This is a genomic window from Kitasatospora sp. NPDC030952, assembly GCF_055571335.1.
This window is the reverse complement of record NZ_JBVIFM010000027.1, coordinates 55,523-67,871: the sequence shown is the minus strand read 5'-3', so window position 1 is coordinate 67,871 and position 12,349 is coordinate 55,523. Positions and strand designations below refer to the sequence as shown.

General features: G+C 74.0%; 11 protein-coding genes and 3 tRNA genes. 6 read left to right on the top strand and 8 right to left on the bottom strand.

Annotated elements, in window-relative coordinates; translation table 11 throughout:
• Positions 1–39: 39 nt before the first annotated feature.
• The 4 genes from ACZ47G_RS33590 to crcB (ACZ47G_RS33575) all read right to left on the bottom strand — a co-directional run bounded on the left by ACZ47G_RS33590 (position 40) and on the right by crcB (ACZ47G_RS33575) (position 1,997).
• Positions 40–657 carry a hypothetical protein gene (locus ACZ47G_RS33590; RefSeq protein ID WP_465749274.1) on the bottom strand — a complete coding sequence of 206 codons (618 nt, stop codon included), beginning with the start codon at positions 655–657 and terminating at the stop codon, positions 40–42.
• 142 nt (positions 658–799) lie between these two features.
• Positions 800–1,174, bottom strand: coding sequence for a fluoride efflux transporter CrcB (gene crcB / locus ACZ47G_RS33585; RefSeq protein ID WP_465749272.1), 375 nt, complete (start codon positions 1,172–1,174; stop codon positions 800–802).
• Positions 1,171–1,527, bottom strand: coding sequence for a DUF190 domain-containing protein (locus tag ACZ47G_RS33580; protein ID WP_380460641.1), 357 nt, complete (start codon positions 1,525–1,527; stop codon positions 1,171–1,173). Before ACZ47G_RS33580 ends, crcB (ACZ47G_RS33585) begins: the two co-directional genes overlap by 4 nt.
• Complete coding sequence (gene crcB / locus ACZ47G_RS33575) at positions 1,524–1,997, bottom strand: fluoride efflux transporter CrcB (protein ID WP_465749270.1); 474 nt, start codon at positions 1,995–1,997, stop codon at positions 1,524–1,526. Before crcB (ACZ47G_RS33575) ends, ACZ47G_RS33580 begins: the two co-directional genes overlap by 4 nt.
• Before the next feature lie 70 nt (positions 1,998–2,067).
• Between crcB (ACZ47G_RS33575) and ACZ47G_RS33570 the strand changes: the two genes are divergently transcribed.
• From ACZ47G_RS33570 to ACZ47G_RS33555, 4 genes are all read left to right on the top strand, one after another.
• Positions 2,068–2,409, top strand: a complete 342-nt coding sequence (locus ACZ47G_RS33570) for a metallopeptidase family protein (protein ID WP_380460707.1) — start codon at positions 2,068–2,070, stop codon at positions 2,407–2,409.
• A gap of 117 nt (positions 2,410–2,526) precedes the next feature.
• A tRNA-Glu gene (locus ACZ47G_RS33565) sits at positions 2,527–2,599 on the top strand.
• 55 nt (positions 2,600–2,654) lie between these two features.
• A tRNA-Asp gene (locus tag ACZ47G_RS33560) sits at positions 2,655–2,728 on the top strand.
• A 27-nt stretch (positions 2,729–2,755) separates the two neighbouring features.
• Positions 2,756–2,829 (top strand) — tRNA-Phe (locus ACZ47G_RS33555).
• A gap of 88 nt (positions 2,830–2,917) precedes the next feature.
• On the opposite strand, the gene ACZ47G_RS33550 is transcribed toward ACZ47G_RS33555, so the two are convergent.
• Positions 2,918–3,967, bottom strand: coding sequence for an alpha/beta hydrolase family protein (locus ACZ47G_RS33550; protein WP_465749268.1), 1,050 nt, complete (start codon positions 3,965–3,967; stop codon positions 2,918–2,920).
• 29 nt (positions 3,968–3,996) lie between these two features.
• Complete coding sequence (locus ACZ47G_RS33545) at positions 3,997–4,917, bottom strand: zinc-binding dehydrogenase (RefSeq protein ID WP_465749266.1); 921 nt, start codon at positions 4,915–4,917, stop codon at positions 3,997–3,999.
• 541 nt (positions 4,918–5,458) lie between these two features.
• On the opposite strand from ACZ47G_RS33545, the gene ACZ47G_RS33540 reads away from it, so the two are divergent.
• A complete protein-coding gene (locus ACZ47G_RS33540; protein ID WP_465749264.1) occupies positions 5,459–6,418 on the top strand; it encodes a LysR family transcriptional regulator in 960 nt (319 codons plus the stop codon).
• Between the two features lie 48 nt (positions 6,419–6,466).
• On the opposite strand, the gene ACZ47G_RS33535 is transcribed toward ACZ47G_RS33540, so the two are convergent.
• Positions 6,467–7,513: a hypothetical protein gene (locus ACZ47G_RS33535; protein WP_465749262.1), complete on the bottom strand. Its 1,047-nt coding sequence runs from the start codon at positions 7,511–7,513 to the stop codon at positions 6,467–6,469.
• Positions 7,510–8,028, bottom strand: a complete 519-nt coding sequence (locus ACZ47G_RS33530) for a SigE family RNA polymerase sigma factor (RefSeq protein ID WP_465749260.1) — start codon at positions 8,026–8,028, stop codon at positions 7,510–7,512. The genes ACZ47G_RS33535 and ACZ47G_RS33530 overlap by 4 nt, the downstream gene beginning before the upstream one ends.
• Positions 8,029–8,295: 267 nt before the next feature.
• On the opposite strand from ACZ47G_RS33530, the gene hrpA reads away from it, so the two are divergent.
• Positions 8,296–12,276: an ATP-dependent RNA helicase HrpA gene (hrpA, locus tag ACZ47G_RS33525; protein WP_465749258.1), complete on the top strand. Its 3,981-nt coding sequence runs from the start codon at positions 8,296–8,298 to the stop codon at positions 12,274–12,276.
• Positions 12,277–12,349: the final 73 nt, after the last annotated feature.

Below are 12,349 nucleotides of genomic sequence, written 5' to 3'. Positions count from 1 at the left end.
CGACCCTCGGGATCAGAGGCAAATGCCCTGGCCAGCCCCCTAATGCGCACCCGCGTGCGGGCTCGGGGCCGAGGAACCGGAGCTGCCGGCGGAGGGCTCCGGATTCGGCGGGACGGTCGCGGCGGGCGTGGTGTGCTCCGGCTCGGGGGAGCCGGACGGGCGGCCGCTCGGCGGCGCCGACGGACTCCCCGCCGTACCGCCGCCGGAGCGGCCCTCGCCGGTACCGCCGGTGCCCGCCGAGCCACCGGCCGAGGAACCGGCGGGGTGCGGCGCGGGGCTGGCGTTCGCGCCGCCCGGCGCGCCCTCGGAAGCACCCGCCCCCGGCACCGGGACCACACCGGCCACCGCGCCGTTCGCGCCCGGCGCGAGCTCACCCGGCGCGCTGGCCGTGGCCCCGGCCGGCGCGTTCTCGGCCTGCAGGCCCCCCTGGTGCTCCGCGCGCCCCGACGCGCCCCCCGGGTGCCCGGCGCCCGCCGAGGCCGAGGGACCGCCCGTCGCCCCCGGCCGGCCCGCCGGACCGGCCTGCCCGACCGGTGCCACCCCGCCGTGCTTCTCCTCCGCCGCCGGACCGACCGACATGCATCCGGTCAGCCCCAGCCCGGCCACCGCCAGCACCGCCGCCGCCCGTACCACCGCTCCCGAACGCACCGAAGCCACCGAGCTCCCTCTCCATCGCCCCACCCGGGCCGCTCACAGGCGCGCGGCCGCTTTCGGTGCCCAACGCGCGCCGGGCGCACCGGGACACGGGTCGGTGGCGCAGTTCTCGGCCGCGCCCCGCGCCGGCCCGGCGGGCGGGGGATCAGCCCCAGAGCGCCGAGGCCAGCTCCGCCCCCGCGTACACCGCGGTCAGCCCGGCCGCCAGGCTCCCGGCCGCGTTCGCCAGCGCGTACCGCCCGGCACCGGACTCGGCCAGCCGCAGCGTCTCGTACGAGAAGGTCGAGTAGGTGGTCAGCGCCCCGCAGAAGCCCGTGCCGACCAGCAGTTGGACGTGCGAGGAGGCCGCCCCGGCCGTCACCGCACCGGCCAGCAGCCCGAGCACCAGGCAGCCGACCACATTGACCGTGAAGGTGCCCCACGGGAACACCGAGTCGTGCCGGGACTGCACCGCCCGGTCGGTCAGGTACCGCAGCGGCGCGCCGACCACGGCACCCGCCACCACCAGCAGCCAGTTCACCGCTCGCCCTCCCCCGCACCCCGGCCCCGGTAGTGGACGACCTCGCAGCGGTCCAGCAGCACCAGCCCCTCCGCGACCAGCTCCTCCAGCTGCGGCAGGAACGCCCGCACCCGCTCCTCCTCGTCCACGATCACCACCGCCACCGGCAGGTCCTCGCTCAGCGACAGCAGCCGCGCCGTGTGCACCAGCGACGAGGCGCCGAACCCCTCGATCCCCCGGAACACGCTCGCCCCGGCCAGCCCGGCCGCCCGCGCCCGGTGCACGACCTCGCTGTACAACGGCCGGTGGTGCCAGGTGTCGCTCTCCCCCACCAGGACGGTCAGCCGCAGCGCCGGCCCGCCCAGCCGGCTCACCGGGCACCCCCGCGGTGGATCAGCCGCCGGGTCAGCGCCGCGGCCGCCCACACCGCGCCCAGCGCGCCCAGCAGGGTCAGCCCCAGGTACGCCAGCCCGGGGCCGAGCCGCCCGGCCTCCAGCAGCCGGCGGACGTCCACCGCGTACGTCGAGAAGGTGGTGAACCCGCCCAGCACCCCGGTGCCGAGGAACGGCCTCAGCAGCGGATGCGCGGGCCGCCCCTCGGTGATCGCCACCAGGAACACCCCGATCACCGCGCAGCCGACCACGTTGATCAGCAGCGTCGTCCACGGGAACGCCGACGGCCCGGTCCCCCAGCCGAGCCCGGCCGCGTACCGGGCCACCGCCCCGATCGCCCCGCCCACCGCGACCACCGCCACCGCGGGCCCCTGCCCGCGCAGCACCGACGGTCGGGGCGGCGCCGGAGCCGCCGTCACGGTGTCGTCCAACGCGCCCTCCGAGGTCGTCATAGGCCCATCAAACAACGGCGCCCGCCGCCTGGCACACCGTCACCCCAGACCCGACAATGATCCGGTGGAGATGACCCGGGAAGAGTTCGAGACGCTGGTCAGTGACGCCCTGGACCAGATCCCCCCGCAGCTCGCCGCCATGATGGACAACGTCGCGGTCTTCGTCGAGGACGAACCCGACCCGAGCGACCCCGAACTCCTCGGCCTCTACGAGGGCACCCCGCTCACCGAACGCGGCGAGTGGTACGCCGGCGTCCTGCCCGACCGCATCCTGATCTACCGCGGCCCCACCCTGCGGCACTGCGAGACCCGCGAACAGGTGGTCGACGAGGTCCGCACCACCGTCATCCACGAGGTCGCCCACCACTTCGGCTTCGACGACCACGAGCTGGACGAGCTCGGCTGGTCCTGACCGCCCCGCCGGAGCCCCCACCCCCGCCCGGCCCAAACCCGTTTTGGCGTTCGGCCCCACATCCCATATGCTTCTCGACGTCCCCGGGAACGCTGGAAACAGCCGAACGGACCACAAGCCCTCATCGTCTAGTGGCCCAGGACGCCGCCCTTTCAAGGCGGTAGCACGGGTTCGAATCCCGTTGGGGGCACGCAGTACCGTAGTAAAATGCAGTGCCGCAAGACCTTGGTGGTTCGCCGCCATAAGGTCCCGTGGAGCAGTTGGTTAGCTCGCCACCCTGTCAAGGTGGAGGTCGCGGGTTCAAGTCCCGTCGGGATCGCTCGTCTCGCAAGAGACGGTGCAGTACGGCCAGGTAGCTCAGTTGGTACGAGCGTCCGCCTGAAAAGCGGAAGGTCGCCGGTTCGACCCCGGCCCTGGCCACAACCAGCGAAGGCCCCGGAGAGTCCACTCTCCGGGGCCTTCTGCGTACCCCGAACTCGCCCACCCGGCCGGGCAGTTGCGCGAACCGTCAGGCCAGCTGGCCGCTGAGCCAGTCGGCGGTGGCGGGGAGCCAGTCGGGGAGGGCGGTGCCGAGCAGGTGGTTGCCGTGGGGGACGAGGAGCAGTTCGGCGTTCGGGGCGTGCTCGGCGAGGACGGTGGCGTTGGTGACGCCGGGGATGCGGTCCTCGCCGCCCTCGACCACCAGCAGCGGGAGGGTGATCGTCGGGGCCAGGGCGGTCAGGTCGAGCCGGTCGGCGAAGGCGCGGGCCGCCTCCGGGCCGCCGCAGCGCTGGACCAGGGTCTCGGTGACGAACGGGGGCAGGGCGTCCCAGTCCAGCCGGTACGGGCCGCTGACGGTCACCGCGGCCCGTAGCCGCGGCTCGTGGGCGGCGGCCTTCGCCGCGTAGTGACCACCCATGCTGAGACCGACCACGGCGGTGCGGGCGAGGTCCAGGCCCTCGTGGGCCGCCAGCGCGTCCAGGGCCCGGCCCACCACCCGGTGGTAGTCCGGCTCCGGCGCGCTCCCCGCCGCCAGGACGCCCTGCCCCGGCCCGTCCATCGCCAGCACGGCGACCCCCCGGTCCAGCAGCGCCCCGGTCAGCAGGTGGAACTCCTCCTTCGACGAGTCCATGCCCGGCACCACCAGCACCACCGGGGCGCCCGCACCGCCGTCCGCCGCCGGCCGGCGCAGCCAGCCCGCGAAGCCCTCGCCCTCGACCCGCCGGGCGTCCGGCTCCAGCAGCGCCAGCGAGCGCCGCATCGCGTCGTCGGCCTCGGCGGCGAGCCGGGCGGCGGCGGCCCGGTCGGGGTGCGGCAGCAGCCCGGCGGCGTGGAACCAGCGGGCGGCGCGGCGGTAGCCGGTGCCCGCGGTGACCGTACGGCCCTCGGCGGCCGCGCGCCCGGCCTCGGCGAGGTACCGCCGGCCGACGGCGCCGAAGGCGTCGGGCCAGTCCAGCAGGGAGGTCAGCGGGGCGGTCGCCCGGTCGTACTCGTAGAGGTCGAGTCCGGCGCCGTGGGCGCGCGGGCGGACCAGCTCGACGAACGCGGGCAGCAGACCGGGGGTGTCGAAGAAGGACACGGCAGGAGTTCCTTTCCAAAGAAGAGAGTTCAGGCGACGGTCAGCACGGCTTTGCCGCGGATCCGGCGGTCGCGCAGGTCGGTGAGGGCGGTCGCGGCCTCCGCCCAGGGCGCGACCCGGCCGATCTCCGGGGTCAGCCGACCGGCCGCCGCCAGGCGCACCAGGGTGGCCAGGTCCTCGCCGTACGGGACGTCCGAGTCCGCGTAGTGGAAGTGCCGCAGGGTGGCCGACTCGGGGCCCTTGAAGAAGTCGAAGAAGTCCAGCGTGACGGGCGTCCGGGAGGCCTGGCCGAACCAGACCAGGGTGCCGCGGCGGGCCAGCCGGGCCAGCGCCACCGGCAGGTTCGCACCCCCGGTGGACTCCAGCACCAGGTCGTACGGCCCGCGCACCTCCCCGAGGTCGTGCACCACCTCGGCCGCCCCCAACTCCGCCAGCCGACGGCCGCGCTCCGGCGAGGCGGTGACCACCGTCAGCTCGGCCCCGGCCGCCGCGGCCAGCTCGGTGAAGTAGTGCCCCACCCCGCCGGACGCCCCGGTCAGCAGCACCCGCCGCCCGGCCACCGCCCCCACCGTGCGCAGCAACCGCAGCGCGGTCAGCCCGGCCAACGGCAACGCCGCGGCCCGCACGGCGCCCAGGCTGTCCGGCAGCTCGGCCAGCGAAGCGGCGGGCACACACACGTACTCCGCCCACCCACCCGCCGGCGGGTGGGCGACCACCCGCCGACACACCGCGGGCCCCGACCCGTCAGCAGCGGCCTGCACCACCAGCCCGGCAACGTCCTTCCCCGGCCGCCACCCGGCCCTGGGCGCCTCCAGCTGAAAGGTCTCCCCCCGGTTCACCGAGAACGCCTCCACCTTCACCAGCACCTCACCCGGCCCCGGCCGCGGCTGCTCCACCTCCGCGAACCGCACCGGCTCCACCGCGTCCCCCGTCGCCACCAGCGCCTTCATCCCCGCACTCCCTCCACTCGCCATGCCCCCACCCCACCGCCCCCACCACCAACCGGTCCAACAACCGACCGGGCCCACCGACAACCACCAGCTGTCGCCCGCCCCTCACCCCGCCCCGGCGAGAGGCACAAGCTGCGGAAGTGGCCGGTGGAGGGTGGCAGAGGAGGGCGAGGGGCCCTGACGGATGATCTTCCGAACGCCCCCTCACCCCGCACGGTGGGCGCGCGGGCAACGCCCCGCGCGCCCACCACCTCCCCCTCCCCACCTCCCCCCTCACCCGACCAAGGCGAGAGGGACGCGCTGCAGAAGGGGGCGGTGGAGGGGGTGGGTGCGGAGAGGGGCGTGACGGGTGATTTTCAGACCGCCCACGGCGAGCACCCCCCACCACGAGGGTCGGCGGTCCGAAAATCACCCAGCCCCCGGAGCGCCCACCCCCGGAACCGCCCCCGGCACCACCCACCCTCCCGAAAGCCCACCCCCCAACCACAGCCCCGCGCAGCGGCCCCCACCCCCGCCCGAACCCCCCGCTAAGGTGCCCCCCGTGGATCTGGATCTGGGACAGGTACGAGCCTTCGTGGTCACCGCCGAAGAACTGCACTTCGGCCGCGCCGCCACCCGCCTGGGCATCAGCCAGCAAGGCCTGTCCAAGCGCGTGGCCCGGCTCGAGGCGGCCCTCGGCGCGAGGCTGCTGGAGCGGGACCCCCGGGGCGTGGGCCTGACCGGCGCGGGTTCGCGGTTCCTGGAGCCGGCCCGCCGGGTGCTGTCGCAGGGGGACCTCGCGGTGGCGGCCGTCCGCGGGGCCGGGCGGCCGTTGCGGATCGACGTCTGGGGCCACCTGTACGCACCGATGCGCACCCTCGCCCAGGCGGTGGACGCCGCCCCGGGCCTGGACGTGGAGCCGGTGCCCGGGCGTGACCTGCCGTCGGTCGCGGCGGCGCTGCTGCGCGGGGAGTCGGACGCGGGTTTCGGCCGGGTGCACGCCCTCCCGGACGGCACCGACGCGGGCCTGACGCACCGCCTGGTCCGGCTGGAGCCGGTGGACGCCCTGCTGAGCGTCGACCACCCGCTGGCGGGCCGCGACGCCCTGACGCCGGCCGAGCTGCGCGGCAGTGTGCTGCGCTACCCGGCGGCGGTGGACCGCCTGGACTTCCTGACCCGTTTCGCCGCCCGGTTCGGTGTCGCCGACCGGGTCGGTTCGACCAATCTGGGCCTGGAGCACTTCCTCGACCAGGTGGCCGCCGATCCGAGCTGCTTCTCGCTCGTCCCCGCCGACGGCCCGCTGCCCGGCCGTCCGGGCATCCGCACCGTGCCGCTGGTCGGCCCGACCCCGCTGTACGCCTGGTCGCTGCTCTGGCGGACCGACCGGGACACCGACCGGGACGGCCAACTGGACGTCCTACTAAGGGCGTTCACCGCCGAGGCGGCCCGCTGCCGATGGCTGGAGTACGACCCGGCCCGGGACTGGCTCCCGGACGCCGACGAGGCCGCGCTGCTCCCCTGATCCCGACGGCCACCCTGACGCCCCACCCCGACGGCCGCCGCCGCCGGATCACCACCAGGTGGTCTGGGTCCGCAGCACCGACCCGTCCGCAGCGTAGGAGGTGGCGGTGTTGTTCATGGAACCCGGTCGGCGGACGACGGCGTACCAACGGGACGGGGAGTCCCCGACCGCGACCGGCACCGCCTCGACGGAGCCGCCGTTCTTCCAGGCGACCACGACCTTCGCGACCTCGGGCCGGGCCCGGACGACCACCATCTCCGGGATGCCCACCGCCCCGACCACGCGGTTGAGCACCACGCCGTTGATGACGGCCTCCGGGCCGTCCTTCTCCGTCCCGTTCGAGGCGGTGGTCGACTCCACGAAGTCGCCGGGCTGCCGCTTGCCGTCCGCGACCAGATAGACGTCGACCCGGTCCTTGTGCGGGTCCCAGACCGCGTCACCGCCCATCGGAATGCGCGTCGGAGTGCCCGTCGGAACGCCCGGCCCGGAACTCGGCACCGCACTCGGCACCACACCCGGCCCGGAGCCCGGCCCGGAACTCGGCACCGCACCCGGCCCGGCACTCGGCACCACACTCGGCCCGGCCCCCGGCACCGCACTCGGCGGCAGCCTCGGGTCGGCGGCGTGCCGCTCCTCCCAGATCATCCGGCCCTGCTTCAGCCCGTCCTCCGCCGTGGGGGCCGCCGGCCACAGCGCGACCCAGGCCTCCAGGGCGTGGCCGTCCGCGGTGCCCTCGCCGACCTTGACCCGGATCGGGCTGAACGGGTCCCGCGCGGCCCCGGTCGGAGCGTCGACGCCCGACGGGACGGCCGACGCCGTCAGGGACACCGTGGAGGCCGCCGGGCCGACTCCGTGCCCGAGCCCGCCGAGCGCCGTCCCCGCCCCGCCGACCGCCACCACCAGCGCCGCGCCCGCCACGGCGATCAGCAGCCGCCGGCGCCGCAGCCGCCGCCGTCCGCCGGCGATCAGCCGCTCGTAGGGCACCGGCCCGGCCTCGACGCTGTCGGCCAAATCGCCCAGTTCCCACGAGACGGCGACCGCGGCGGCCTCGGCGGCCTCCAGGTCCTCGTTCCCGGGCATGGACTCCGTGCTCATCTGTTGCCTCCGATGCTGGTCAGTCCGTGGAGTGAGGAGGCTTCGCGCAGCTTGGCCAGCCCCCTGGCGGCCTGGCTCTTCACCGTGCCGACCGAGCAGTTCATCGCCACCGCGGTCTGGGACTCACTGAGGTCCTCCCAGTACCGCAGGACGACGGCCTCGCGCTGGCGCGGCGGCAGGGCGGCGAGCGCGGTGAGCAGCACGGCCCGGTCGTCCGGGTCGTGGCCGGTCGGGGCGGGCCGGTCGGGGAAGGCCTCGACCAGGTACTCGGCGGGTCGGCGCCGGTACCGCCGGGCGTGCTCGTTGATCAGGATGCGGCGCACGTAGGCGTTCGGGTCGTCCGCCGCCCGGACCTTGTTCCAGTGGACGTAGGCCCGTTCCAGCGCCTGCTGGACGAGGTCCTCGGCGCCGTGCCGGTCCCCCGCGAGCAGGTACGCCGTGCGCAGCAGCCGTGACCACGCGCTGCCGGTGAACTCCCGGAACTCATCGTCCCGGGCGGCCTTCTGGGCTCCCATGAGCACCTCCTCGCCCCTCCAGAGTCCGTAACCCCCGCCGACCGTTGCCCGGCCTCCGTGATTCGGCATCCGCGACCCCACCCCCGCGACCCCACGCCCGCGACCCCACGCCCGCGGCCCCACGCCCGCGGCCTCACGCCCGCGACCCCGCGCCCGCGACCCCACCCCCGCGATCCGGCATTCGCGATCGGCCGCCGGCGGCTGTGACACTGGAGGGGCTCGAAAACCGAGGTGCGCTCCACCGTGCCTCCTTGCGAACCTAGAGGGATGCCCGCAGTGAGTTCTCCCGCAGTCCAGTCCGCCGCCGTTCCCGCCGAGGGTCCCGGAATCGGTGAGCTGGCCGCCCGCCTTCCCGAGCTGACCCTGCGCGACGAGGTGCGGATCGGGCGCCGGCTGGAGGGGGCCCGCAGGGTCCGCAAGCCGGAGGCCCGGCAGAAGGTCGCCGCCGAGATCGCCGCCGACATCGACCGTGCCGAGCTGCTGGTCGAGCAGCGCCGGGGCGCCGTACCGAAGATCACGTATCCCGCCGAGCTGCCGGTCAGCCAGAAGAAGGACGACATCCTGGCGGCGATCCGGGACCACCAGGTGGTGATCGTCGCCGGTGAGACCGGTTCCGGCAAGACCACCCAGATCCCCAAGATCTGCCTGGAGCTGGGCCGCGGCGTCCGCGGTCTGGTCGGCCACACCCAGCCGCGCCGGATCGCCGCCCGTACGGTGGCGGAGCGCGTCGCGGAGGAGCTGGACACCCCGCTCGGCGAGGCGGTCGGCTGGAAGGTCCGGTTCACCGACCAGGTCGGCCAGGACACCCTGGTCAAGCTGATGACGGACGGCATCCTGCTGGCGGAGATCCAGACCGACCGGGACCTGCGCCAGTACGACACCCTGATCATCGACGAGGCGCACGAGCGCAGCCTCAACATCGACTTCCTGCTCGGCTACCTCAAGCAGCTGCTCCCCCGCCGCCCCGACCTCAAGGTCGTGATCACCTCCGCGACCATCGACCCGGAGCGCTTCGCCCGGCACTTCGGCGACGCCCCGGTCATCGAGGTCTCCGGCCGCACCTACCCGGTGGAGGTCCGCTACCGCCCGGTCGTCGACGAGGGCGACGACGAGCAGGACGAGAACGACCGCGACCGCGACCAGATCCAGGCGATCTGCGAGGCCGCCCAGGAGCTGCAGGACGAGGGCCCGGGCGACATCCTGGTCTTCCTCTCCGGCGAGCGCGAGATCCGCGACACCGCCGACGCCCTCACCAAGCTGAAGCTCCGGAGCACCGAGATCCTGCCGCTGTACGCCCGGCTCAGCTCGGCCGAGCAGCACCGGGTGTTCCAGCGCTCCAACAGCCGCCGGATCGTGCTGGCCACCAACGTGGCCGAGACCTCGCTGACCGTCCCCGGCATCAAGTACGTGATCGACCCGGGCACCGCCCGGATCTCCCGCTACAGCCACCGCACCAAGGTGCAGCGGCTGCCGATCGAGGCGATCAGCCAGGCCAGCGCCAACCAGCGCAAGGGCCGCTGCGGCCGCACCTCGGACGGCATCTGCATCCGGCTGTACTCGGAGGAGGACTTCCTCTCCCGCCCGGAGTTCACCGACGCCGAGATCCTGCGCACCAACCTGGCCTCGGTGATCCTCCAGATGACCGCGGCCGGCCTGGGCGACATCGCCGCCTTCCCGTTCCTGGACCCGCCGGACTCCCGCAACATCAAGGACGGCGTGCACCTGCTGCACGAGCTGGGCGCGCTCGACCCGGAGGAGAAGGACCCGCGCAAGCGGCTGACCGGGCTCGGCCGCAAGCTCGCCCAGCTCCCGGTGGACCCGCGGATGGCCCGGATGGTGCTGGAGGCGGACAAGAACGGCTGCGTGCGCGACGTCATGGTGATCGCCGCCGCGCTGTCCATCCAGGACCCGCGCGAGCGCCCCGCCGAGAAGCGCCAGGCCGCCGACGAGCGGCACCGCCGGTTCACCTCGGAGACCTCCGACTTCCTCTCCTACCTGGCGATGTGGCGCTACGTCCGGGAGCAGCAGAAGGAGCTGTCCTCCTCGGCCTTCCGCCGGATGTGCAAGTCCGAGTTCCTCAACTACCTGCGGATACGGGAGTGGCAGGACGTCTACACCCAGCTGCGCACCGTGGCCAAGCAGTTGGGCGTCACGATCGAAGAGCCGCACCCGGACGCAGAACCGGACGCGGACCGGATCCACCAGTCGCTGCTGGCCGGACTGCTCTCCCACATCGGCCTGTTCGACTTGGAGAAGCGCGAGTACGGCGGTGCCCGCGGCGCCCGCTTCGCGGTGTTCCCGGGCTCCGGCCTGTTCAAGAAGCCGCCGCGTTGGGTGATGTCGGCCGAGCTGGTGGAGACCTCCCGGCTGTGGGCGCGGATCAACGCGAAGATCGAGCCCGAGTGGGTCGAGCCGCTGGCCGGGCACCTGATCAAGCGCAGCTACAGCGAGCCGCACTGGGAGAAGAAGGCCGGCGCCGTGCTGGCGTACGAGAAGGTGACCCTCTACGGGATGCCGATCGTCGCCCAGCGCAAGGTCAACTACGGGAAGATCGACGCCGAGCTCTGCCGCGAGCTGTTCATCCGCAACGCGCTGGTCGAGGGCGACTGGGAGACCCACCACAGGTTCTTCGCCGAGAACCGCAGGCTGCTCGGCGAGGTCGAGGAGCTGGAGAACCGGGCCCGCCGCCGGGACATCCTGGTGGACGACCAGACCCTGTTCGACTTCTACGACGCCCGGCTGCCGGAGGAGATCGTCTCCACCCGGCACTTCGACTCCTGGTGGAAGAAGGCCCGGCACGAGCAGCCGGACCTGCTGAACTTCGAGAAGTCGATGCTGATCAACGACGCCGCGGACGGCGTCACCGAGGCCGACTACCCGGACCACTGGCAGCAGGGCAAGCTCCGCTTCAAGCTGACCTACCAGTTCGAGCCGGGCAGCGACGCGGACGGCGTGACCGTCCACATCCCGCTGCCGGTGCTCAACCAGGTCACCGCGGAGGGCTTCGACTGGCAGATCCCGGGGCTCCGGGAGGAGCTGGTCACCGCGTACATCAAGTCGCTGCCCAAGGCGGTCCGACGCAACTTCGTGCCGGCCCCGGACTTCGCCAAGGCGGCGCTGCGGGCGGTGAAGGACCGCCAGGAGCCACTGCTGCCGGCCCTGGAGCACGCCCTGAAGCGCCTGACGGCCGTCACCGTGCCGCCGGAGGCCTGGGACGACGAGCGGGTGCCGGAGCACCTCAAGGTGACCTTCCGGGTGGTGGACGGCAAGCGCCGGCTGGCCGAGTCCAAGGACCTGGAGGAGCTGCGGCTGAAGCTCAAGCCCAAGCTGAAGGAGACGCTCTCCTCGGCGGCCTCCGGCCAGGGCATCGAGCAGGGCGGGCTGACCGCCTGGCCGGCCGGGCTGCCGGTGCTCCAGCGCACCTTCGAGCAGCGCTCCCGCGGCCACTCGCTGCGCGCCTACCCGGCCCTGGTGGACGAGGGCGCCTCGGTGGGCGTGAAGCTGTTCGACACCCCGGAGGCCCAGGCGCGGGCGATGTGGGAGGGGACGCGCCGGCTGCTGATGCTGACCACCACCTCCCCGGCCAAGTCGATCCAGGGCCGGCTGGGCAACCAGGCGAAGCTGGCGCTCTCGCACAGCCCGCACGGCTCGATCGCCGCCCTGTTCGAGGACGTGGTCGCCGCCGCGACGGACCGGCTGATGACCCTGGCCGGCGGCCCGGCCTGGGACGAGGCGGCCTTCGGCAAGCTGCACGACAAGGTGCGGGCGGACCTCTACGACCTCTCCGCGGACACCACGCTGAAGACGGCCACCGCGCTGATCGCCTTCCACAAGGCGTCGACCCGGCTGAAGGCGGTGAGCAGCCCGGTGCTGCTGAACGCCGTGAACGACGTCCGGCTGCACCTGGCCTCGCTGGTGCACCCGGGCTTCGTGACCGCCACCGGCTGGCAGCGGCTGCCCGACCTCAAGCGCTACCTGCTGGCGGTGGACCGCCGACTGGAGGCGCTGCCCAACCACCCCCAGCGGGACGCCCAGCAGCTGCTGAAGGTCCAGCAGGTGCAGCAGGCGTACGGGGAGCTGCTGGCGGCGGTGCCGGCCGGGCGGCAGCCCTCGGCGGAGGTACGGGCGATCCGCTGGATGATCGAGGAGCTGCGGGTCAGCTTCTTCGCCCAGGGGCTGGGCACGCCGAGCCCGGTCTCGGAGAAGCGGATCATGAAGGCGATGGAGGCCGCCCGGGCGTCCCTGTGACCCCGGCGTGCCCCCCGCGGCGCCCTGAGCTGCGGGTGCGCGGGGGGCCTTCAGGAGCCAGTTCGACCTGGGG

Coding starts and splice junctions, on each gene's coding strand:
- crcB (WP_465749270.1), bottom strand. CDS start 1,997: ATGACGACCTCGGAGGGCGCGTTGGACGACACCGTGACGGCGGCTCCG.
- ACZ47G_RS33570 (WP_380460707.1), top strand. CDS start 2,068: ATGACCCGGGAAGAGTTCGAGACGCTGGTCAGTGACGCCCTGGACCAG.
- ACZ47G_RS33545 (WP_465749266.1), bottom strand. CDS start 4,917: ATGAAGGCGCTGGTGGCGACGGGGGACGCGGTGGAGCCGGTGCGGTTC.
- ACZ47G_RS33535 (WP_465749262.1), bottom strand. CDS start 7,513: ATGAGCACGGAGTCCATGCCCGGGAACGAGGACCTGGAGGCCGCCGAG.
- ACZ47G_RS33530 (WP_465749260.1), bottom strand. CDS start 8,028: ATGGGAGCCCAGAAGGCCGCCCGGGACGATGAGTTCCGGGAGTTCACC.
- hrpA (WP_465749258.1), top strand. CDS start 8,296: ATGCCCGCAGTGAGTTCTCCCGCAGTCCAGTCCGCCGCCGTTCCCGCC.